The organism is Streptomyces sp. NPDC059092 (assembly GCF_042756365.1).
In the GTDB taxonomy this organism is placed as follows: domain Bacteria; phylum Actinomycetota; class Actinomycetes; order Streptomycetales; family Streptomycetaceae; genus Streptomyces.
The window spans coordinates 1-22,120 of the sequence record NZ_JBHZEJ010000025.1; the positions used below are offsets into that span (position 1 = coordinate 1).

23 protein-coding genes are annotated in these 22,120 nt (G+C 70.8%); 15 read left to right on the forward strand and 8 right to left on the reverse strand.

All coding sequences use genetic code 11. The features are described from left to right. Positions 1 to 44 precede the first annotated feature (44 nt). The 6 genes from ACFXPL_RS16860 to ACFXPL_RS16885 form a co-directional block, all read right to left on the reverse strand. Positions 45 to 1,916: an anthranilate synthase family protein gene (locus tag ACFXPL_RS16860; protein WP_384919180.1), complete on the reverse strand. Its 1,872-nt coding sequence runs from the start codon at positions 1,914 to 1,916 to the stop codon at positions 45 to 47. Further along, complete coding sequence (locus ACFXPL_RS16865) at positions 1,913 to 2,536, reverse strand: isochorismatase family protein (RefSeq protein ID WP_384919182.1); 624 nt, start codon at positions 2,534 to 2,536, stop codon at positions 1,913 to 1,915. Before ACFXPL_RS16865 ends, ACFXPL_RS16860 begins: the two co-directional genes overlap by 4 nt. Positions 2,537 to 2,585: 49 nt before the next feature. Then, entirely contained in the window at positions 2,586 to 3,356 is a 771-nt protein-coding gene (locus ACFXPL_RS16870; protein WP_384919185.1) for a 2,3-dihydro-2,3-dihydroxybenzoate dehydrogenase, read from the reverse strand. Then, positions 3,353 to 4,597 carry a 3-deoxy-7-phosphoheptulonate synthase gene (locus ACFXPL_RS16875; protein ID WP_384919188.1) on the reverse strand — a complete coding sequence of 415 codons (1,245 nt, stop codon included), beginning with the start codon at positions 4,595 to 4,597 and terminating at the stop codon, positions 3,353 to 3,355. The genes ACFXPL_RS16870 and ACFXPL_RS16875 overlap by 4 nt, the downstream gene beginning before the upstream one ends. A gap of 295 nt (positions 4,598 to 4,892) precedes the next feature. Further along, a complete protein-coding gene (locus tag ACFXPL_RS16880) occupies positions 4,893 to 6,044 on the reverse strand; it encodes an IS701 family transposase (RefSeq protein ID WP_384919191.1) in 1,152 nt (383 codons plus the stop codon). Between the two features lie 440 nt (positions 6,045 to 6,484). Then, positions 6,485 to 7,135: an NAD(P)-dependent oxidoreductase gene (locus tag ACFXPL_RS16885; protein ID WP_384919194.1), complete on the reverse strand. Its 651-nt coding sequence runs from the start codon at positions 7,133 to 7,135 to the stop codon at positions 6,485 to 6,487. Positions 7,136 to 7,311: 176 nt separating this feature from the next. On the opposite strand from ACFXPL_RS16885, the gene ACFXPL_RS16890 reads away from it, so the two are divergent. Further along, the gene (locus ACFXPL_RS16890) at positions 7,312 to 8,025 is read left to right on the forward strand and encodes a TetR/AcrR family transcriptional regulator C-terminal domain-containing protein (protein WP_384919197.1); all 714 of its coding nucleotides are present in this window, start codon (positions 7,312 to 7,314) and stop codon (positions 8,023 to 8,025) included. 305 nt (positions 8,026 to 8,330) lie between these two features. Further along, positions 8,331 to 9,335, forward strand: a complete 1,005-nt coding sequence (locus ACFXPL_RS16895) for a 3-oxoacyl-ACP synthase III family protein (RefSeq protein WP_384919200.1) — start codon at positions 8,331 to 8,333, stop codon at positions 9,333 to 9,335. Between the two features lie 71 nt (positions 9,336 to 9,406). Here ACFXPL_RS16895 and ACFXPL_RS16900 read toward each other — a convergent pair whose 3' ends face one another. Both ACFXPL_RS16900 and ACFXPL_RS16905 read right to left on the reverse strand, forming a co-directional pair. Further along, on the reverse strand, positions 9,407 to 10,105 hold the full coding sequence (locus ACFXPL_RS16900) for an NAD(P)-dependent oxidoreductase (protein ID WP_384919202.1): 699 nt from the start codon (positions 10,103 to 10,105) through the stop codon (positions 9,407 to 9,409). A 272-nt stretch (positions 10,106 to 10,377) separates the two neighbouring features. Then, positions 10,378 to 11,082 carry an NAD(P)H-dependent oxidoreductase gene (locus ACFXPL_RS16905; RefSeq protein ID WP_384919205.1) on the reverse strand — a complete coding sequence of 235 codons (705 nt, stop codon included), beginning with the start codon at positions 11,080 to 11,082 and terminating at the stop codon, positions 10,378 to 10,380. A 193-nt stretch (positions 11,083 to 11,275) separates the two neighbouring features. Here ACFXPL_RS16905 and ACFXPL_RS16910 point away from each other — a divergent pair, with 193 nt between their 5' ends. The 13 genes from ACFXPL_RS16910 (at position 11,276) to ACFXPL_RS16970 (ending at position 22,108) form a co-directional block, all read left to right on the forward strand. Next, positions 11,276 to 11,680, forward strand: coding sequence for a YybH family protein (locus ACFXPL_RS16910; protein WP_384919208.1), 405 nt, complete (start codon positions 11,276 to 11,278; stop codon positions 11,678 to 11,680). A gap of 84 nt (positions 11,681 to 11,764) precedes the next feature. Further along, positions 11,765 to 12,778 (forward strand): amidohydrolase family protein, encoded by a 1,014-nt coding sequence (locus ACFXPL_RS16915; RefSeq protein ID WP_384919211.1) that lies wholly within the window; start codon positions 11,765 to 11,767, stop codon positions 12,776 to 12,778. A 6-nt stretch (positions 12,779 to 12,784) separates the two neighbouring features. Beyond that, positions 12,785 to 13,597: an arylamine N-acetyltransferase gene (locus tag ACFXPL_RS16920; protein WP_384919214.1), complete on the forward strand. Its 813-nt coding sequence runs from the start codon at positions 12,785 to 12,787 to the stop codon at positions 13,595 to 13,597. 26 nt (positions 13,598 to 13,623) lie between these two features. After that, the gene (locus tag ACFXPL_RS16925) at positions 13,624 to 14,436 is read left to right on the forward strand and encodes an arylamine N-acetyltransferase (protein ID WP_384919217.1); all 813 of its coding nucleotides are present in this window, start codon (positions 13,624 to 13,626) and stop codon (positions 14,434 to 14,436) included. A gap of 50 nt (positions 14,437 to 14,486) precedes the next feature. Continuing rightward, complete coding sequence (locus ACFXPL_RS16930; protein ID WP_384919220.1) at positions 14,487 to 15,557, forward strand: 3-oxoacyl-ACP synthase III family protein; 1,071 nt, start codon at positions 14,487 to 14,489, stop codon at positions 15,555 to 15,557. Positions 15,558 to 15,667: 110 nt separating this feature from the next. Then, entirely contained in the window at positions 15,668 to 16,657 is a 990-nt protein-coding gene (locus tag ACFXPL_RS16935; RefSeq protein WP_384919223.1) for a heme A synthase, read from the forward strand. A gap of 250 nt (positions 16,658 to 16,907) precedes the next feature. Then, positions 16,908 to 17,030: a lasso RiPP family leader peptide-containing protein gene (locus ACFXPL_RS16940; RefSeq protein WP_106974329.1), complete on the forward strand. Its 123-nt coding sequence runs from the start codon at positions 16,908 to 16,910 to the stop codon at positions 17,028 to 17,030. A gap of 290 nt (positions 17,031 to 17,320) precedes the next feature. Beyond that, positions 17,321 to 18,976, forward strand: a complete 1,656-nt coding sequence (locus ACFXPL_RS16945) for an asparagine synthase-related protein (protein WP_384919226.1) — start codon at positions 17,321 to 17,323, stop codon at positions 18,974 to 18,976. After that, positions 18,970 to 19,221, forward strand: a complete 252-nt coding sequence (locus tag ACFXPL_RS16950; RefSeq protein WP_384919229.1) for a lasso peptide biosynthesis PqqD family chaperone — start codon at positions 18,970 to 18,972, stop codon at positions 19,219 to 19,221. Before ACFXPL_RS16945 ends, ACFXPL_RS16950 begins: the two co-directional genes overlap by 7 nt. A gap of 1 nt (position 19,222) precedes the next feature. After that, positions 19,223 to 19,681 carry a lasso peptide biosynthesis B2 protein gene (locus ACFXPL_RS16955; RefSeq protein ID WP_384919232.1) on the forward strand — a complete coding sequence of 153 codons (459 nt, stop codon included), beginning with the start codon at positions 19,223 to 19,225 and terminating at the stop codon, positions 19,679 to 19,681. Positions 19,682 to 19,683: 2 nt separating this feature from the next. Then, positions 19,684 to 20,586 carry a phytanoyl-CoA dioxygenase family protein gene (locus ACFXPL_RS16960; protein ID WP_384919235.1) on the forward strand — a complete coding sequence of 301 codons (903 nt, stop codon included), beginning with the start codon at positions 19,684 to 19,686 and terminating at the stop codon, positions 20,584 to 20,586. Next, positions 20,583 to 21,716, forward strand: a complete 1,134-nt coding sequence (locus ACFXPL_RS16965) for a hypothetical protein (protein ID WP_384919237.1) — start codon at positions 20,583 to 20,585, stop codon at positions 21,714 to 21,716. Before ACFXPL_RS16960 ends, ACFXPL_RS16965 begins: the two co-directional genes overlap by 4 nt. 170 nt (positions 21,717 to 21,886) lie before the next feature. Further along, the gene (locus tag ACFXPL_RS16970; RefSeq protein WP_384919240.1) at positions 21,887 to 22,108 is read left to right on the forward strand and encodes a hypothetical protein; all 222 of its coding nucleotides are present in this window, start codon (positions 21,887 to 21,889) and stop codon (positions 22,106 to 22,108) included. Positions 22,109 to 22,120 lie beyond the last annotated feature (12 nt).

The window sequence follows — 22,120 nt, forward strand, 5'->3', positions numbered from 1 at the left end:
GCCCCGGAGCCCGCCGCACAGCCGCCTCACGCCTGCCCGGGGGGTCACCCGCGGACGAGGCCCGTCAGCAGTTCGGCGAGGATGCGCACCCCGTCCCGGGTGAGCACCGACTCGGCGTGGAACTGCACGGACGCGAAGTGCGGTCCGCGCAGCGCGTGCACCTCGCCGGTGTCCCGGTCCCGGCTCAGCTCCACCAGGCCCACGCCCTCGCACTCGGCCTTCTCCTCGGACGACCGGGCGGAGAACGTGTTGTAGAAGCCGACCGTCTCGCGCGCCCCGAAGAGGTCGATCTCCCGTTGCGCCCCCTGGTTGGGCACCTCCCGGCGCGCCAGTTCGAACCCCAGCCGGCCGCAGAGCACCTGGTGGCTGAGGCACACGGCGAGGAACGGACGGCCCCCGGCCAGCAGGGTGTCGACGAGCGCCGCCAGCCGCGCGATCTTCGGATGCCCGGTGTCCCGGGGGTCGCCGGGGCCGGGTCCCAGCAGGACGACATCGTGGTCGCCCGGTGCGTACCCCTCGTCGTACCTGCGTACCGTCACCGCCATTCCCAGCGCGCGCAGTTGGTGGTCGAGCATCGCGGTGAAGGTGTCCTCCGCGTCGACGACCAGCACACGGGACCCGGCCAGCGCCGGTACCACACAGGTGCGGGTGTCCTGCCCCGCGAGCCAGAACCCGGCGACGGAGGCGTTGCGTCCGGCCAGCGCGGCCCGTACCCGCGGATGGCCGGCGAAGCGGGCCGTCCGTCCGCCTTCCAACGCCGCGAGCAGCCCTGCCGCCTTCGCCCGCGTCTCGGCGGCCTCGGCAGCCGGGTCGGAGTGGCGTACGAGGGTGGCGCCGACCCCGATCTCGACGCGGCCGGCACCGTCGATGTCGGCGGTGCGGATGAGGATGCAGGAGTCCAGTGAGCGGGCGCCCTGCCCGTCCCTGCCGATCAGCGCGGCCACGCCGCTGTAGTAGCCGCGGCCCTCGGGCTCGTACCGCGCGATCACCCGGCAGGCGCTCTCCAGCGGACTCCCTGTGACGGTGGGCGCGAGCAGTGTCTCCCGCAGGATCTCCCGCGGATCGCGGGTGCTGTGCCCCTCGATGAGGTACTCGGTGTGCGCGAGCCGGGCCATCTCCCTCAGGTAGGGCCCGACCACCCTGCCTCCGCCGTCGCAGACGCGCGCCATCATCTTCAGTTCCTCGTCGAGGACCATGTACAGCTCGTCGGTCTCCTTGCGGTCGGCGAGGAACTCCAGCACCTGGGAGAGTTCGGGGCCGGAGGCCGGATAGCGGTAGGTGCCGCTGATGGGGTTCATCGTCGCCGTACCGCCGGACAGGCTCACATGGCGCTCCGGCGAGGCGCCGACGAAGGTACGGCTGCCGGTGTGCACCGCATAGGACCAGTGGGCGCCGGACTCGGTCTCCAGCAGATTGCGGAAGAAGGCCAGCGCGCTGCCCAGGGTGTAGTCACCGATCCGCGCCCGGTACGAGCGCTTGATGACGAAGTTCGCGCCCTCGCCCGTGCCGATCTCGTTCGCGATCACCTTCCGTGCCGTGGCGGCGTACGTCTCGTCGTCCGGTGCGAAGTGCCCGCCCACCAGCCGGATCGGCGTACGGACGAGCCGCGGCAGGGCCTCGGCCAGGGGCACCGTCTCCTGCGCGGTCACCCGCAGGGCGAGCAGCGGCGCGCCGTCGTCGACGCCCGCGTAGCCGCGCTCGGCGATCTGCCGGTACGGCACCAGGGCCAGTACGTCGTGGTGCGTCCGGCCGTCGGCGGCCGGCGCCTCGGGCAGCGGGATCGACGCGAGGGTGGGAAAGGCGCGCACCTCGCCGACGAGCACCTCCAACCGCCCGCCGTCCGCCGTGGGCCGGTGCAGCAGCGCGAAGGGCGGCGGATGCGGTGCCAGCACCCTGCCGAGCAGATCGGATGTCACGCGACGACCTCCTTGACCGTGGTGACGACGGCGCAACAGCGCGCCGCGTAGTCGAGCGTCCGCCGGTGGTCGGCGGCGGAGAAATCGGCGACCGCGTCCGCCACCAGGAAGGTCTCGATGTCCTGGGTGAACGCGTCGACCGCGGTCATCAGCACGCCCACATGCGCGTACACCCCGCAGACGATCAACTGGTCGCGGCCGTGCTCACGCATCCGCTCCAGCAGGCCGGAGCGGAAGAAGGCGCTGTACCGCCACTTGGTGAACATCCAGTCGTCGGGCCCCGGCGCCAGCTCCTCCGCGATCTCGCGGTCCGCGGCGGAGCGCCGCATGCCCGGCCCCCAGAAGTCCTTCAGCAGACCGCGGTCCGCCTCGTCCATGGCGCCGGGCTGCGCCGTGTACGCGACGGGGATGCCCAGTTCGGCACAGCCTGTGCGCAACAGCGCGGCACGGGAGAGCAGTTGCCCCCTGAGGGGCTCGGGCAACGCCCGGAGGAAGTAGCGCTGCATGTCGTGGACCAGCAGCACCGCGCGCCGTGGATCGACCGTCCACGACGGGACGCGGGCGGGCAGCTCCCCCGCGCGCGGCAGTTCGTAGGGTTCGATGGGAGGTATCCCGCTCATGTCTTCTCTCCGCCTCGTCCGCTCGCGGCGTCGTCCGGTCGCACCGTGCCTACACGCCGAGGGTGGCGCCGCCGTCCACGGTGAGACTCTGCAAGGTGATGTGTCCTGCCTGGTCGGACAGGAGGAAGGCCACCGCGTCGGCGATGTCCGAGGGCACGGCCAGCTTGCCGAGCGGAATGCCGACCCGGTACGCGTCGGGCGTGCCCGCGATCGTGGTCCGGCGGCCGCTCGCGTCGTGCCACATGGAGCTGAGCATCGGGGTGTCGGTGGAACCGGGGGCGACCAGATTGCACCGGATGCCGTGCCGGGCCACTTCCAGGCCCAGGCACTTGGTGAACATCGTGGCGGCGGCCTTCGAGGCGGCGTACGCGGCCATCCGCGTACGGGCCGTGCCGGCCGCGTTCGAGGCCACGGTGACGAGGGCGCCGCGCCCGCGCGGCACCATCCGGTTGACGACCTCGCGTGACATCACGAACACGCCTGTGGCGTTCACCGCGAAGGTGGCGTCCCATTCCCGGTCGGTCAGTTGCCGCGCCTCGGCCAGGTGGAGCACCCCCGCCGCGTTGACCAGGAAGTCCACCGGACCCAGCCGCTGTTCGACGGTGTCGACCAGTTTGCCGACCTCGGTGCGGTCGGTGATGTCGACCGGGAACCCCTCGGCGGTCACACCGTCGGCGGTCAGTTTCTCCACGGTGTCCCGGAGCCCGTCCGCGTCGCAGTCCACGGCGGCGACCGCGGCCCCGCGGGCGCCGAGCGCGCGGGCCACCGCCGCGCCGATCCCCCTCGCTGCCCCCGTGACCAGGGCGACCTTGCCGTTCATGAGCGGTCCTCCTTCGTACGCGTGCGGATGGGACGGTCCCGCCGGGCGCCGTCCTCGGATTCCCTGGTCCACGCGCCCCAGGCCGCGACCACGGAGACGGCCTGGTCCGGGCGGAGCCGCGGGTCGCACAGGCTGCTGTAGCGGCCGCCGAGCTGATCGGCGGCCAGGGGGCTCGTGGCGCATTCGGTCACGTCGTCCGGGGTGGTCTCCAGATGCAGTCCGCCGGCGGTCCCCCGGGCCGTGCGCACCGCGGCCCCGAAGTCCCTGACCTCGCGGACGATCCAGTCGAGGTAGCGGGTCTTGCGCCCGCCCGGTGTGGTGACCGTGTTGGCGTGCATCGGGTCGCTGAGCCAGATGACCGGGTGCCCCGCCTCCCGTACCGCCGCGACGAGGGGTGGCAGTTGGTGGGCGACGAGCTGCGCCCCCATGCGGGCGATCAGGGTGAGCCGACCGGGCTCGCGTGCCGGGTCGAGCCGTTCGCACAGGGCGAGCAGCTCTTCCGCGGTCATGCCGGGGCCCACCTTGCAGGCGACCGGGTTGGCCACCGCGGCGAGCAGGGCGACATGGGCGCCGTCCAGTTGGCGGGTGCGGTCCCCTATCCACGGCCAGTGCGTGCTGGTGAGGACCGGCGCGCCGGTGGAGTCCCTTCGCACCAGGGGGACTTCGTAGTCGAGTACGAGTGCCTCGTGACTGGTCCACACCGGTGGGTCGATGCCCGGTTCCCCCGGCCCGCGGTGCCGGCCCAGATGGCGCAGCACCGTACCGGAGGCGTGGTAGCAGGCCAGCAGGCGCCGGGGGTCCGGGCGTCTGCTCAGCGGGTCGGGTGCGGGGCCGTTGACCATATGGCCCCGGTAGACGGGGAGTTCGAGGTCGCCGACCCACTCCGTGGGCTTCGAGCGGGGCTTGCCGAACTGGCCGGCCATCCTCCCCACGCGGACCACGGGCCGATGGGTGATCCCCTTCAGCGTGCCCGCGAGCACGTCCAGGAGGCCCGCCTTGCGGGCGACGTGGGACGCCGTGCACTCCGCGGGATCCTCCGCGCAGTCCCCCGCCTGCACCACATGGGCTCCCCCGGCGGCGACGACGGCGAGCACCGAGCGCAGCGCGCGGACGTCCTCGGGGCCGACGAGCCCGGGGGAGGCCAGGAGCTGCCGTCGTACACGCCGTACGCCCTCCGCGTCGTCCCACCCGGGCTGCTGGCGGGCCGGTATCGATCCGATGTCGAGCACAGGGTTGTCCACTGACGTCTCTCCCCTTGTGGATGGATCGGTCCGCGGGTACGTCCCGCGGTCGCCGTGCGGCACGGATCGCGCGGGATGCCGTGCTCACCGGGGCGGGAGCCCGTGACGGCCCCCGCTCCTCCGCCGGCCCGCGCACCCTCGTACCCGCCTCCGGGACGGATCACGAGCAGCGCACGACGGACCACGGCCGGACGGGTCACGGACGGACGGGCGCGGCCCGGCAGTCGGCCGATCGGCCTACGGTCCGATCCTGTAGTGGGGGGCGTACCGCGACAACGCGTCGCGGCTCACTTCGTCAGGTGCCGCGTTCCGCGTTGCCCGGCTCCCCGTTCCACATCTGGCCGGGGCAGCTCAGCACCGCGATGGCGTGGGCGGCCGAGGCGAGGGTCATGTGACGGTGCCATCCGTCGAACGAACGCCCCACGTAGTCCTCGATGCCCACGTTCTTCGCGACTTCGCGGTAGTCGCCCCGTACCCGCTCCAGCAGGGTGAACAGCGTGAGCAGCGACGTCGACTGGAGGGACGTCAGATCGGTGAGCCACAGCTGGGGCGCGTTGCGCTGCCCGTTCTCGGCCAGTCCGATCAGGGCCAGCCGCCGCCCGCCGCCCGACCGCAGCCTCGCCGCCCTCCCCTGGGGAAGCCGTACGGCCACGCTCGCGATCAGACCGGAGCGCATCCCGCCGCACCTGCCGAACTCGCGCCAGTGAGCCGGCTGCCTGGTGCTGCTCGCCGCGCGGATGACCTCTCCGGCCGGCATGCTCGCCGCACCGCGGTGGCCGGTCAGCGCCGGGTCCGAGACGAGCAGGGGTACCGACTGGTCGACCCGTGCCAGCAGGGGGATGCCCCGGCGGCCCAGCCGGTCGAAGAGCATGGCGAGGTTGAGGGAACTGGCGTCCAGCACCACCGGTCGTACCGGCAGCCCCCACTCGGACACCATGCCGACGCAGAGCCGGACGGCCCGGTCGGACAGGGTCTCCGCCTCGGTGCTCTCCGGGATCGACGCCCGGCTGCGCAGCGACCGGTCGTCGATCCATGTCGGGGGCAGATGGAGCCCCCAGTCGACCGGGCCGCTCCGGCAGCCGGAGGCCGCCCAGACCCCGATCGCCTGCTGCGCGTTCAGCACCCGTCCCTCGGCCGGCACGAACCGGCGGTCCACCCCGACCGAGTGCTGCCCCGCCTTGCGGATCACCGTGTCCTGCAGCACCCAGGCCTCGACCGGCAGGCGGGGCACCAGATAGCGGGCCAGGGCCTGGCGCACCGGCGCCCACTCCCATGTCGACTCGCTGATGAAATGGTGCAGGCTCTGGTCCGTCGCCCGGCCACCGATCAGGCTCGCGATATTCCTGATCGACTTGCGTCCGGGAACCTCCAGGAGGCCCCTGACGTACTCGACGCCCTTCTTGCGCTGGTCGGCGCGCGGCAGGGAGGCGAAGAGCGAGATCGACATTTCTCTCAGCAATTCATCCGGCGGAACGTTCTCACCGAATAATCGATCAGAATACTCTTTTCGATTTCCGATCCTGGCCGACGGAAACATGGCTGCATTCAAAATTGCCCCCGATTTGATGTCCGCCGGGCCGGAACTCACGCCCTGCGGGAGGTTGGTAGAACGCTGGACCACTCCTCACTCTGACACGCACAAGGTTATTTACCCGAACCAAACGGGACATCACTTTATCCATCAGTCGATCTTTGCACCACCACACGGCACACAGATCTGTCACCTACCCCACTGACGTGCGGGGATGCGCCCTTCACCTGGCGGGTGGACGCCACCGTTTCACCCGGAACACACAGAAAGACGGACAGCACCCCAAAGGGGCCGCTTTGCCTGATGTTTACATCGGACATCAATTCCGGGCGGGCGCGCGGAAGTCGGCCCGCTTTTCACACGGCGCGGCGCGCGGTGGCGACGTAGACGATCCGCCTCACATGGTCGCCGTGCGTGACTTCGTGGACCAAGGCGTGGGCGAGATCGACCCGCGAGGTGAGCAGGCGCGGCTCCGGGACCGGGGCGATCCGGTAGTCCGACACATCGTTCCTGCCGACGAGGCGCCCCGGCCGGAACAGGGTCCAGTCGAGCCCGGCCTCACGGACGACGTTCTCCATGCGCCGCACGTCCTCCCGTACGGCGCGGCTGCACGCGAGGACCACCGGGCGGGCCGCCCGCTGGCCCAGGAGGTCGGCGCGGGACAGGTCGGCGGCGTCCAGACCGGCGGAGCCGACGCAGAGCAGGTGCCGCACCCCGTTGCCGATCATCGCCTTGACGATGTTGTACGCGGTCTGGGAGCAGACGGTGACGGGCCTCAGGGAGGGCGGCGCGCCGACCACCGAGATGACGGCGTCATGGCCGCGCACGACCCAGTCCACCGCGTCGGCGTCCATCGAGTCCGCTTCGGCGACCTGCACCCGGTGGTCGCAGAACGGGAAATCGGCCGGCCGCCGGGTGATCGCGGTGACCGTGTGCCCCGCGGTCATGGCCATGGCCGTGACCAGACGGCCCGTGGGGCTGTTGGCGCCGAACACAACCAGCTTCATGCGTGTCCTTCCTGGCGGGCGGGCCGAGTTGCCGGGCCTGCGTGCGGTGAGGAACGCAGGTGAGAGCCGTTGTCGAACATTGATCGGCCTCTCGTACATTGATCGAGCGCATCGATCAATGTACTACGATGGGTTCGGCCGCGTACGATGCGCCGGAAAGGTTGGTGAGGGTCAGCGTGAGCAAGCCACGGGGGAACGGTCGTACGGGCTCGGGTTCCGGGCAGAGCGTCTGGCTGCGCCGACCGCCCGCCCCACGCCACGAGCCGCCGCTGACCAGAGAGCGCATCACCGAGGCGGCGATCGCTCTGCTGGACGAGGAGGGCATGGAGCGGCTGACCATGCGCCATCTGGCGGAGCGCCTCGGCATCGGCGCCACGACGCTGTACTGGCACATCGACACCAAGGACGACGTCGTCGACCTGGCCACCGATGCCATCTTCGTCGAGGCCCCGCTCCCCGACGGCCACGACGGAGTCTGGCAGGAGAACGTCGTGGCCCTCCTCTCCGGATGCCGGGCCATGCTTCTCCGGCACCCCTGGTCCGCCGCGCTGCCGCTGCGTCAACGGCCGTCGATAGGGCCGAACTTCCTCACATGGCTGGAGTTCCTCCAGGCAACGTTGTCACGCGCCGGATTCAAGGCACAGCAAACACAGGCGGCCTGCTGGCTACTGTACAACCACGTTCTCGGCTCCGCGGCGAGCCAGTCCAACCTCCAGTGGTCGAAGGCCGAACGCGTGGCGGCGCAGGAGCAGTTGCGCCGGCAGCAGGACGAGTACCCGACGCTCGTGGAGTACGAGTACATGCTCGACGAGGACTGGGAGGACAACTTCCACCTGGGCGTGAAGATCGTCCTCGACGGCCTGGAAGCCCAGCTCCCCGTCACCGGCTGACAGCGGCTCCCGGCCCGCCGGATGCCCGGAACCGGCCGGCCGGCGGCAGCGCCGGCGCCGGCTCATCTGACAGATCCGCACAGGTCTGCTGGACCTCGGACCGGGCGCCGGATGTCCTGAACTCCTGCGGATCCGCCGTACCCGGCCCCACCACTCCTCCTCGCGCGACGCCGCAGCCGCAGCGGGCGAAGCCGCCGTGAGCGGCGGGTCCGGAACACGGACGGCGGGATGCGCGGGCCCCGTTCCCCGTCGTGGCCGACGCGGGCGGGTGGCCGGTACCAGTCAGGACGACATTGGAGCAGACCATGATCACATGCGCTGCCGCCCAGAACGCACCGGGCGTACTCGGGACGGGGTCCTACGTGCCCGGTCGCGTGATGAGCAACAAGGACCTGAGCACCCTGACCGGGGTGTCCGAGGTGGCCATCGTGCGCAAGACGGCGATCCGTGAGCGGCGCTGGGCGAAGCCGGAGGAGGCGACCTCGGACCTGGCCGTCGCCGCCGCCCGGGCAGCCCTGGAGCAGGCCGGGGTCGGCGCCGCCGAGCTCGGTCTCATCATCGTGGCGACCTCCACACCGGACTCCCCCCAGCCCGCGACGGCCTGTGTCGTCGCCGACGAGCTGGGCGCCGGGCAGGGCACCGCCGCCTTCGACGTCAACTCGGTCTGCAGCGGCTTCACATTCGCCCTGTCGATCGCCGAGCGGATGCTCGCCGGCTCGTCCTCCGACCACGCCCTGGTCATCGGCGCCGACGTGTACTCACGCATCCTCTCGCCCGCGGACCGCCGCACGATCGTGCTGTTCGGGGACGGCGCCGGTGCCGTCGTGCTGGGCCCGGGCGGCCGGCAGCGGCTGCTCTCCTCCCGCCTGGCCAGCTTCGCCTCCGCCCGCGAGCTGATCGGCGTACCCGGCGGAGGCAGCCGTATGCCGACGACGGAGGAGACGCTCCGCGAGGGGGCGCAGTACTTCTCGATGAACGGCCGGGGGGTCACCGAGTTCGTCGAGACCCAAGTGGTCCCCGGTGTCGAGACGTTCCTCAAGGACAACGGGGTGAGCCAGGACGACATCGCGCACTTCGTGCCGCACCAGGCCAACGGGCGACTCCTGGAGAGCCTGTCGGAACGGCTGGGCATCCCCGCCGCACGCATGGCCACCACGGTTTCGCGGTACGGCAACACCGGCGCGGCCTCGGTCCCCATCACCCTGGACCACCTGGCCCGTTCGGGCGCCGTGGCCCCGGGTGACCTGACACTGCTGGCGGCGTTCGGCGGCGGCATGTCCATGGGGATGACGCTGATGCGCGCCGGCTGACCGCCGGACCCGTACGAAGGCGGCACCACCCGTCCTCCGGTGGTGCCGCCTTCGGTGTCGTTCGGCTCGGCTCACTTCTTGCCGATGTGCAGCGCCTCCTTGGCGAAGACCTGGAAGTAACTGGGCACGCCCTTGGTCGTGATGACCTCGACGCGGGAGTCGACGTTGAGGTTGTCGACCGCCTCACGCACCAGCGAGTCCGCGAGGTCCTTGCGTGAGGTGAACCAGCCGGGGTGGCGGGTCTTGCTGACGATGTAGTCGGTGGTGGTCGTGGCGTCGAAGAGGCCGGCGGGGCGGACGACCGTCCAGTCCAGGCCGCTGGCGCTCACGATCTCCTCCATGCGGCTCGTGTCCTCGTAGAGGGGACGGCCCATCTTGAGCAGGATCGGCACGATCACCTTGCGGAAGACGAACGCCTCGCCGGGCGCGTCCTCGTAGTTCGCCCCGATCGAGCTGACGCAGACCAGGCGCCGGATGCCGTGCGCGTTCATCGACTTGATGACGTTCGCGGTGCCCTCCGAATAGACGGTCACCGGCTCCTTCGTGTACGGGACGCCGACGGTGGAGATCACCGCGTCATGGCCGGCCACCGCGCTGTGCGCCTCGTCGGGGCTCAGGATGTCCGCCTTGACCACGCTTAACCGGGCGCCGCTCAGCGGGAACGCGTCGGGCCGACGGGTCACGGCGGTGACCTCGTGGCCCTCGGCGAGCGCCTGTTCCGTGGTCAACCGGCCCGTCGGGCCGTTCGCGCCGAAGATGACCAGTTTCACGTGTTCCTCCTGTGCGGGACGACATTGGTGCGGCTGTGGGGATGCCCTCCCGGCCCCCCACCGGTCCCCGTCCGTCGCCTCCGAAGACGACCCCGAGGCGGACATCGATCGAGCACTCGAACGTTGGTCTAGTGCCGGATCAAAGTACCACGGGGGTACCGGGGACAGAGGGGCGGGAGGTGTCCGCCGACATGCCGCGCACCCGCGGCACCGGAGTGCCGCGGGTGCGCCGTGTCGCTGCTCCGGCGGCTCGCCGGCGGATCCTCTTCTGGTCAGTCCACGGAGATGCGGGGGAACTTCTTCATGAGGAAGTCGAAGGTGACGAAGTCGATGGCGGACTCCTGCTGCTGGAGCCCGGTCCGATAGGCCGTGGCCACCTCCACCAGACGCAGGGCCTGGTACTCGATCGCCCTCAGGTTGTCCTCGTGGACGTTGTCCGGCGCGTGCCGCGAGATGCTGCACGTGCCGTACGGCGATCCGTTGTGCTCCGACGCCAGGATCTCGACGCTCGACCCGTTGGGGACGATGAGGCAGCCCCAGTGGCACAGCACGTTGTGGAGGGCGATGATCGCCGTCTGCTGCCCGGCGTGCGCCGCGGACCCCGAGGCGAACACGGTCGCGACCTTGTTCGCCAGCTTCCCCGGAATGGCCACCGGGCCCGAGTTGTCGACGAACTTCAGGATCTCAGGAGCCGGCAGACCGAAGTGGACGGGCGTGCCCATCATGATCGCGTCCGCCGCCACCAGGTCGTCCAGCGTGGCCACCGGGATGTCGCGGGTGGTGGTCTCCAGTTCGGCGTAGGCCTCCTTGTCCAGCACCATCGGGTCCGGGAGTTCGGGAACCTTGAACAGCTTCGGTTCGGCACCCGCCTTTTCCACCGCGGCGGCCGCCGCGGTGGCCAGCCGAAAGATGTTGCCGCTCCGGGAATGGAAGATGATGGCCACCTTGACCATGGAAGACTCCTCGCCATTCGTCATTGCGGGGAATGTGACATCCCCGGGTACGAGGCGTCATCCTCACGGTCCCGTACGTACGCTGCCCAGGCCCGCGCCGGAGAGTTCGTCAGGTCCGCGAGCGGCTCGCCCCGGCCCGAATTCCGGCACGGACCGGACCTGACAGACTGGCCGGTGGCGGGTTGAGTGCCCTGTGGCGGTGCACTGTTCTGTTCCCATGTCGAATTCCACGGACGAACAGGTCACTCTTCCCACCGAACCCGATCAGCTTTCGACGGCATTCGAGCAGGCCTTCAACTCGGGCCGTCTTGAGGCCATCCAGCAGCTTTTCGCACCGAACGCCATGCGTGTTCTCGCTCCGGGCCAGTACCAGACGGGTGAGGAGATGTGGAAGTCAGCCGAGGCGACGCTGCCGGACCGTCTCCCGGTCAAGCTGTCGGTACGGCACATCTACACGGTCGGCGACACGGCGCTGCTGATCTGCGACTACGTGCACGAGGGCACCGGTCCCGACGGAACGCACCAGCGCGTCGAGGGCACGGCCGCGGACATCCTCCGCCGGGGCGACGACGGCGTCTGGAGGTGCCTGATCAGCAACCCTCCGGGCACCACCCGGGCCTGACCCACGCACCCTCCGCCGCGCGCCCAGCGCGACTCCCCCGGACCGCCCCGGCCCCTGGCCCCTGATCCGACCCGAGGACGATCGATGCCGGACAGTGAGCAGACAGCGCCCACCGAAAGGCCGTGGTCGCGCGCCATCGACGTACACCACCACATCCTGCCGGACTTCTATCTCGACGAGCTGGCCCGGATGGGCGTCGCGACCATTCTTCCCGGCGTCGACCGGCCGACCTGGAGCGCGCGCGGCAGCCTGGCCATGATGGACCGGCACGGCATCCGCGCCGCCGTGGTGAGCGTCTGGCCGGGGGTGCCGGCGACCCTGGAACCGGAGCCGGCCGCACGGTTCGCCCGCCGGGTGAACGAGTACCTGGCCGAGCTGGTCGCCGCGCACCCCGGTCGTTTCGGCGCCTTCGCCACGCTCCCCTTCCCCCATCCGGACCGCGTCATGGACGAGTTCGCGTACGCGATCGACACGCTCGGACTGGACGGCGTGGGACTCATCAGCAACTACGCCGGTCTGTACGTGGGCGACCGCTCGATGGACCCGCTGTTCGCCGCGGCGGACCGCCGGCGCACCCCGCTGTTCGTCCACCCGACGGTTCCCCCGTCGACCGGTCAGCCGGACTTCGGCCTGCCGGCCTCGCTGTACGAGTTCCCCTTCGAGTCGGTACGGGTGGCCGCCCAGCTCCTCTACAACCAGACGCTGGAGAGGTTCCCCGACCTGCCGGTGATCCTGCCGCACGGCGGTGGAGGCGTCCCCTTCTACGCCGGCCGGCTCGCCTGCGGCGGACTGATCAGCGCGCCCCTCGCGGACCGGCTGCCCGCGGACCCCGTCGCCTCACTGCGGCGGCTCTACGTCGACATCGCCATGGCGGGTGACCCGCACGCCCTGGCGGCGCTGCGGTCCTTCGCCCCCGCGGACCGGATCCTGGTCGGCTCGGACTTCCCGCTCATGCCCGAGCACTACACGCTCGACACCGGCCACCACGTCATCGGCCACGGGAAGTTCAGCGCCGGGGAACGGCGGCGGCTGGAGCACGCCAATGCCGAGGCCCTCTTCCCGCGGTTCCTCCCGCGATTCGACGGAAAGGACGTATGAGACACCGTGCTGGACAAGAAAACGGTCTCCGCCTACCTGGAACGCATCTCGGCCGACCACCCGGTACGCCTTGATGCCGAGGCGCTGCGCCACCTGCACGAACGGCATGTGCTGTCGGTGCCCTTCGACAACCTCGACTACCACCGCGGCGCCGACATCCGGATGGACGAACGGGCCGTCGACAAGATCGTCCACCAGCGGCGCGGCGGTCTGTGCGGTGAGATCAACACCGGCTTCTACCTGCTGCTCGCGTCCCTGGGGTTCGATGTGACCCTGCACCAGGGCCGCGTCCACATCCCGGGGGGCGGCATCACCGCCCCGTACCACCACGTGGTCATGACGGTGGCCGTCGACGGCGCCCGGTGGATCGCCGACATCGGGTTCGGCAAGAGCAGCCGCCGCCCCCTGCTGCTGGACTCCGACGAGCCGCAGCCGGATCCGCACGGCGAGTTCACCACGCGGCGTCCGGACCGGCGGTCCGTCGAGGTGCTCCGCAACGGGACACCGCAGTACATCCTCTACGAGGAGCCGGTGGAGCTGCCCGACTTCCGCCAGACGATGTGGTGGTACCGGACCAGCCCGCACTCCCCGTTCCTGCGGACCCTCGTCTGCTCGATGCCCCTGGAGAACGGCTGGGTCATCCTGCGGGACGACCTGCTGACCGTCGTCTCCGAGGACGGGAAGCGGACCGAGAAGCTCACGGACGACGCGGCGGTGCTGGACGCGTACGAGCGGTGGTTCGGGATGAGGCTGGAGCGGCGTCCCGTACCGACCCCGAGCACGCACGACGCGCCCCGCTTCTCGTTCGACGGCGAGTGACATCCCACACCAACAGGGGAAACGGCATGCTGGACGAAGTGATGACGGCCGCCTATCTGCGACGTATCTCGGCCGGGCGGCCGGAACGGCCCGACCTTGCCGCGCTGCGCCACCTCCATGAGCGGCATGTGCTGTCGGTGCCCTTCGAAAGCCTCGACTACCACCTCGGCAAGGAGATCCACTACAAGGACGAGCGGATCGTCGAGAAGATCGTGCACCGGCGCCGCGGCGGCGCCTGCGGCGAACTCAACAGCGCCTTCTTCTTCCTTCTGGAGGCCTTGGGCTTCACCGTGCGCCTCCGGCACGCGCGCGTCTGGATCGGCGGCCGGCTGCGCGACCCGTACAACCACATGACGCTCACGGCGGACATCGGGGGGCGGTGCTGGCTCGTCGATGTCGGGTTCGGCAAGGGCGCCAGGTATCCGATCCCCCTGGACACTCCGGAGGCACAGGACGATCCGCACGGTGTGTTCTCCGTGCGGAAGGTCGACGAGCGCGCCACCGACGTCCTCCGTGACGGAAAACCGCAGTACCGCGTCTACGACGATCCGACGTCCCTGTCCGACTTCGACCAGGTGATCCACTGGTACCGGACCAGCCCCGACTCGATGCTCCTCCAGAACATGTTCTGCTCCCTTCCGACCGAGGAGGGCTGGGTCATGCTCAAGGACGACGTGCTGTCCGTCACCCGCGGAAAGGAGACCGCGACGGAGAAACTCGCCGACGACGCCGCGGTGCTGGACGCGTACGAGAAGTGGTTCGGCATCACGCTGGACAAGCGCCCCACGCCGAGCCCGTACCTGAGGAGTTCCGTACGCATGGCGTTCGAGGAGAAATAGGCGCCGCACCACCCCGAAGACCCTGAATCCGGCACCGAGGAGACTTCGTCATGCCCAAGTGGGAACTCGCTCCCGTCAGTCCGCGCAGCGTCGCGCTGGCGTTACCCGGGAAAGTCGTCACGAACGCGGAACTGTGCGAAACCCTGGACACCACGCCGGAATGGATCGAGGAGAAAACAGGAATCCGGGAACGCCGGTTCCTCGAATCCCACGAGACCGTTCTCGACCTCGCGGTCGAGTCGGCCGCGAAGGCCATGGCGGCGGCCGGTGTCGGTCCCCGCTCCATCGACGTCCTGGTGGTCGCGTGCACGAGCCCTGACTGGATCATGCCGTCCCTGGGGGTGAGCCTCGCCGAACGCCTCGGCATAGAGACCCCGCGGATCCTCGACCTGACGCAGCACGCGTGCGCCTCGTCGGCGTACGGGATGTACACGGCCTCCTGCCTCCTCCAGGAACCGGGGCTGGAGACCGCGCTGGTCGTCTGCGCCGAGCGGGGCTCCGGCATCACCGACCCGGCGGACCGCCTCACGCGGATCTTCTTCGGAGACGCGGCGGGGGCCGTGGTGCTCCACAGGACGGACGGCGCGGACGGCCTGCTCAGTTACGACCTCGGCCATGTCCACTCGGACGGCGTCCGGATGGCGACGGCCTGGCGGATCGACCAGGAGGTGCCGACGTCGACGACGGAGACCCCCCGCTCGCCGTACATCTTCATGGACGGCAACGTGGTGCTGCGGGAGGCGATGACCCGGGTGCCGAAGTCGCTGAGCGAGGCGCTCTCGCTGGCCGGGGTCACGGTGGACGAGGTGAGCGGCTTCGCCGTCCACCAGGCCAACGCCAAGCTGGTACGGCACATCGGGCGCATGGCGGGCGCCGAGCCCGACCGTGTCCCCGTCACCGCCGACACCCTGGGCAACACCGCGGCCGCCTCACCGTTGACGGCGTTGTGGCGGCTGGCCCATGAGGGCCGGGCCCGGCGCGGCGACGTCATCGTGCTCGGCGCGATCGGGGCCGGCTTCCTCTTCGGCTCTCTGGTCTTCCGGCTCCCGGCCGATCTCGTCGCGGCGGAAGTCCCCGGAATGGCCGTCCCCGGAGGGGAAGTGACGTCTCCGGGGCGGTGACGGCGGGGCCCGCCGGCCGGCTGCGTGCCCCCTGTCCGGAACGGCCCGCCCGCCGGGGCCCACCCCGTACTCTGGCGCCCCGAAGCACCGGAACACGGAAAGGGACCCTCGTGCAGACCCCTCTCTCCTGGCTGGCCGGCCGCTACTCGCTCGGCCCGCGCAGCGTCCGGCGGGCGGCGCTGACGTCGGTGGTGGCCGCCATCGCCATCGTCGTCACCGGCGGCATCGTCCGTGTCACGGGCTCCGGCCTGGGCTGCCCGGAGTGGCCGACGTGCACGGGGAGCACGCTGGCCCCCACGGCGGAGATGGGACTGCACGGTGTCATCGAGTTCGGCAACCGGCTGCTCACCGGTGTCCTGTGCGCCTTCGTGGGCTGGGTCATCATCGCGGCCCGGCTCCAGCGCACCCCGGTGCCGGCGGTGCTGCGCGGCGCCTGGGCCCAGTTCTGGGTCGTCGTGCTGAACGCGGTGGTCGGAGGCGTCACCGTCTGGATGCGGCTGAGCCCGTACATCGTCGCCGCGCACTTTCTCGCCGCGATGCTGCTCCTCACCGCGGCGGTGATCACCTGGCACCATGCCCGGCACGTCGAGGAGGCCGACGGGGCCGGGCCGCCGCCTGCCGCGTTGCCGCCGTCCTGCCGTACCGCCTCGGTCGCCCTGCTCGCCGTGAACGCGCTTCTGCTGGTGGTGGGCACTCTCGCCACCGGGTCGGGACCGCACGCGGGCGACTCCTCCGACGTGCCCCGGATGCCCCTGGACTGGGCGCTGGTGACGACCGTCCACGGGTTGCTGGCCGCCGCGGTCGTGGGGATCGCGGGCTTCCTGCTGTACGCCCTGCCCCGGGACGGCTTCGCCGGGGCCCGCCGCACGACGGTGTTCTTCCTCGCGGCCGTGGTGGCGCAGGGCGCGGTCGGACTGGTGCAGTCGCTGACGGGCCTGCCCGCGCCGGCGGTGACGCTCCATCTCCTGGGTTCGGCACTCGTGTGGACCGGCGCGCTACAGGTACATCTCGCGCTCACAGCGTCGGCTTCACGCCAACCGTCGGCGGCCGACGGTGCCGGAACACCGTCCCGGCACCCCAGCACGACGTCCGTTCACTGACCTCTCTGAAATCGAACACGGACCCGCGACGCCGGCGTCGGCGCCCCGAACCACATGGTGACCGCCTCACAGGAGGGCGGTCACCACATTTTTTTCATTAACCGAACCATATATTCCGCTTTCGGTTCCCCTGATTTCAAACCAGTCAATTTCAGCCTCACCTGAACGGCTATCCCGTGGAAAATTCCTTGCTTCGCCCACGGGGCCGTGGTTAGGGTTTCCATCGCCCTTCGAGTAAAGGAGTGAGAAAATGATCGAGAACGAGATCGTTGAATACGAGGCGCCCGAGATGCTGCCCGTCGGCGAGTTCTCCGAACTCACCATGTGGTACGGCTGGGCCAGCAACGATGGCGAAGGCGTAGCCATCATCTGATAACCGCACATGTCATTCGGTCATGAAGGGGGAGACCGTTGGGTGCGTCGTGGTTCGTCGCTTTCCCAGAAAACGTCGAAGGCGCATTTCCGGGTTTCCCAGGAACGGCCGATGACACCGCAACACTGACCTACGCGTCAGGCCGGACGTGGGTCGTCGCCGACGTCTCGCATTCCCGGCTGATCGTTGCGGAAGCCGGTGCCAGACGTCTCGCGCTCTTCGGCGAGACGGATGCCGAAGCGGGACGTCTGGCACGTCTTCTCGACCGGTACGACGACGCCGGCGGCCTCATGGCCGCGGCACACGACCTCCCGGGCAGCTTCCACATCCTGTACACGGACGGCCGCTCCCTGTACGTCCAGGGAAGCGCGTCCGGCCTGCGCCAGGTGTGCTACGCCCGGCGGGAGGACACCCACGCGTACGCGGTGTCCGACTCGGTGGAGCTCCTGGCCCGGCTGGCCGGCGGCACCCCGCGGATCGAGATGGTGGCCTGGGGCATGCTCCACCCCGGATTCGACCACGGACTGACCGAGGGCACCTACTGGACCGGGGTACGGCGGCTCCCCGCCGACCAGCGTCTCCGCGTGACCGGCGAGGGCATCGAACTCACCAACTGGTGGACGCCGCCGCCCTCGGACCTGCCGATCAGCGAGGGCGCCCCGCGCCTGCGGGCCGCGCTGGACGAGGCGGTGGCCGTCAGGGTCGCCACGGCGGACGGCCTGTCGGCGGACCTGTCCGGCGGTATGGACTCGACGTCACTCTGCTTCCTGATGGCCGAACAGGGCGCGCGCTTCCGGTCCTTCGTCGAGCAGACCATCGACCCGAACCACGACGACGCCCACTGGGCGGCCATCGCCGCCAAGGAGATGGGCCGGGACCTGACGGTCCTGCGCCCCGAGGACATCCCCGGCCCGTACGACGGCATCTGGCACCCTGACGAAGGGCTGGTCCGGTCGGTGCCGTACGGACTCGGCGAGCCGTACACACTGATCCGCAACCGCGCACGGAAGATCGCCATGTCCCGGATCTTCGCGGCCACCGGGGCCACCGTGCACGTCGGCGGCTTCGGCGGGGACGAACTGTTCACGGTGGCGCCCTCCTACTTCAGCGACCTGTACGCGACATCCCCGCTCGGAGCGGTCCGGGGCATCCGCGACCTCGCCCGGCTGCGCCGCTGGAGCCTGCCGACCGTACTGCGCGCGCTGGCGCGGCAGCAGTCGTACGTGGGCTGGTTCGAGGAGCAGTTGCGCAGCCTGCACCTGCCGCGCCCGGACACCATCGGCCCGACCGTCAACTGGGGTCCCGAGCTGCGGGTGACGCCCTGGTCCACGGCCGCGGGCGTCGACGCGATCCGTGCCCTGGCCCACGCCGGTGACTCCGGACGCGCCCCGCAGGCGCCCACCCGCTCGGTGCACACCTGCGTCGCCGGTCAGCGCATCGGCGGTCAGCGGCTCGGCCCGCTGCGCGCGCTCATGCAGCACCAGGGCATCCTGCTGTCCCTTCCGTACATGGATGACAAGGTGCTCGAAGCCGCGCTGGCGATCTCCCGCGCGGAGGCGCGGCCGGGCCAGGGCTTCAAGCCCGCGCTCAAGGCCGCGATGCGGGTGGACGCGTCGAAGTCGGCCCTCTCCCGCTCCACCAAGGGCGAGTTCAGCATGTCCGTACACCGCGGACTGGCGCGCAACCGCAAGGCCCTCGCCGGTCTCTTCGAGGACTCGCTGCTCGCGGAGCACGGCCTGGTGGACATCGACCGGCTCCGGTCGACCATCCGGGACACCATGCGCCCGGAGTACGAGACGAACGCCCTGGAACTCACCGTCGCCGCGGAGACCTGGATGCGGGCCGTCGCCGAAAGCGCGACGGCTGCGCGGCCGGTGGCGGCCGACACGCCGGCCGCCCGGCCGGACGGTCCCCTCACGAACGGACGGCTGGCTTTCCCATGCTGAGCATCTCTCCCCATGTGGTCCTCACCAAGGACGAGGACGCGGCCGTACTCCTGGACAAGAGGTCCGGCACGTACTTCCGGCTCAATCCACTGGCGGTCTCGGTCTTCGAGATGCTCTCCGCCGGACGGTCCACGGCGGATGTCGTGAGCACGCTCCAGGACCGGTATCCGAAGGCGGCGGACCGGATCCCGGACGACGTCGAGAAGCTGATCGCCACGATGCGGGACACGGGAGTGCTGGTCTGACATGTCACTGCCCATGACGCTGGAGCCGCGGGCCCCGCTGCCCCTCCACAGACGTCCGCTCCCGCTGCTGGCCGTCGCGGCCGGCCGCGTCCTCATCACCCTGAGCCCGTACGCGATGGAGCGGGCGCTGCGGCGGCTGAGCCGCGGCGCCCGGCCCGCCACCCGGGCCGAAGCCCTGCGGGCGCGCGGCGACATCGTCTCGGTCAGCCGCCGGGCCGCCGGTCAGTACTGCCTGGAGCGGTCGGTCGCGGCGGCGGTCCTGGCCCGGCTGCGGGGCCGCTGGCCCGACTGGGTGTCCGGCGTCAGCCTCATGCCCTTCGCCGCCCATGCCTGGATCGAGGTCGACGGGCGGCCGGTCGGCGAATCGATGCGGCTGGACGCCTTCCAGAAGAACATCGTCATCTCGTGCCCGCGCAAGCGGCCGAGCCGAGCGAACCACCCCAACGGGAGGGGAAAGTAACGATGGACCCCAAGAGCATCGCGGCGGAACTGGCGGCCAAGGGATACGCGCTCGTCCCCGACTTCCTGACGGGGGACGCCCTGTCCGAGGCCGTCGAGGCGATCGGAACGTACTTCCCCGACCCCGAGTCCGGCGACCGCACCGCCGACGACGTCGCGGCCCTCAAGCACGCGGTGCCGTTCCCCCTCACCAGCAACGCCCTGAACCGGCACCCCCTCGACCCCAGGGTGACCGATGTCGTGGAGGAGTTGCTGGGCACTTCGGACCTCCGGATGACCAGCGCGTTCATCCAGGCCAAGTACGGGACGGCGTACGGCGAGAGCCTCGACCAGAAGCTGCACAACGACGCGTGGGCGGCGAGCAGCCTGGTGCATCCCCGCGCCGACGGCGTCTACCAGCGGGTGTACGGCATCCTCTACCTGAGCGACGTGACGGAGGACACCGCGCCGACCTATGTCGTGGACCGCGCCGCGCACCTCGGCCTTCCGCTGCTCACCCCGGAAGGGACGGGCGCCTACAGCAAGGAGTCGTACCCCGAGCTCTACGAGCGGGAGCGTCCCGTCGTGGCAGGCAAGGGCTCCCTGCTGCTGTTCGTGGGGGACATCGTCCACCGGGGCTCCGCCTACCACGAGCGCCTCGGCCGCCGCCTCGCCCTGTTCTTCAACATCCATGGTGCGCAGGCCCGTTGGACGGACAAGCACCTGTGGTCGCTGCGGCCCGCGCACCCCAACTGGGGGACTTTCCGCGACCTGATGACCGAGCTGGAACCGCGCCAGCGTCATCTGCTGGGCTTCCCGCCTCCCGGCGACGGCTACTGGACCGAGGAGACCATCAAGCACCTGGCGGAGATGTACCCGGGGATCGATGTCGAGCCCTACCTGCCGGCGCACGTGGCCACCTCATGACCCCGGCCGCCCGCAGTCTGCCCGGCTACGCCGAACTGGCGGTCGGCGGCCTGAGACACCTCGGCCAGGTCCTCGGACTGGGCCCCGCCTTCGACGCGTCGGCCGAGGAGAACGTCTCGGTGCTCTTCGGCGACTGGGGCCACCGCAACACGCGCGGCCCCGCCGAGCCCGGACAGCCCGTCGCGCCCGCCCCGTTCGAGTACTCGCTGGTGCTGAGCGGCGACCGCGTCGATGTCCGGCTCTTCTACCGGCCGCTGGCCGCGGCGGGCCCCTCGACCGCGGAGGCGAGCTGGGAGGAGGGCCGGCGGACTCTCGCGGAACTCGAACGGCGAGGCGTGGCCCACCTCGCCCGTGCCCGGGATCTCGGCGACCTCTTCCGGCCCCGCGACGAGCGGGCGACGCTGGGGATGTGTCTGGCGGCGTCCGCAGGGGCGGAGGGCGTCGCCCGGGCCAAGGTCTACTTCGACACCTTCGCGGCCGGCCCCGGACACCACCAGGAGCTGATCGGCGAGGCCCTGCGCCGGTTGGGCCACGGCCCCGCGTGGGACTGGGTCCGGCGCCACGACCCGGCGGGCGTCGCCGCCCTGATGCCGGCGATATTCGCCCTCGACCTTCAGGACTCCTCCGACGCGCGGGTCAAGTTCTACACCACGGTGCACGAGCGCTCCGCCGCCGAACTCGCGGCGCGCGCTTCCGCGTTGTCGGACACGGCGGGCCACGCGGCGGCGGACTTCGTCGAGCGCATGGCCGTCGACGGATCGGCCGCGCTCACCGGTGCCGGACTGCGTCCGACCCTGTGCTGGAGCATGACCTCGCACCGGCCGGGCCGCCCCGACGACGCCACGCTGTACCTCCCCAGCAACCGGTACGCGCCGGGCAGGGAGGACATCACCGGCCGGCTGCGCGCCGCCCTCTCACCTGGCCTGTTCCGACGGGTCGAGCGCCTGGTCGCCCAGTGCGCCGAGACCTCACCCGACGAGGGTCCTGAGAACCCCTTCCACTGGGTGGGGACGAAACTCGTGCGGTACGAACAGTCGCTCACCCTCTATCTCTCGGCCGCCGCCGTGGAGGCCGCCCGCTCGGCCTTCTCGGCTCAGGCCGCGGTGGCGCGCACCGCGACGTCCCTCTGAGGCGCGGGGGTCGGGCGCGGGGCTCTCAGGCGCGGCGCTCCCGCCTCGTGCGGCGGGAGCCGACGGCATACGGGTGAGGGAAGAACGTTCCCTCTCGGTGGACTGTCGCGCCGGACGCGGCGCGGCTGCCATAAAGGGGTTCCCACTGCCTCACGGAGATGAGGAACACCATGGATGGACCGCGCGGCACTGTCCGGGCCCCGGACGTTCTCGGCGCTCCGGCTCTCTCCGCCACTGGAGCCGACGCGGCATCGGCGGGCGGCGACGACGCCGGGAACGCCGCCGGGCGGGCGGCGGTGGACCACACCGGGGTGGTCGGCGCCGATCGCGCGGACATCCTCAGCCCCGGCATCCCCACCTGTACGGCCGTCGCCCCCGCGCGTCACGGCTGAGCGGGCACACCG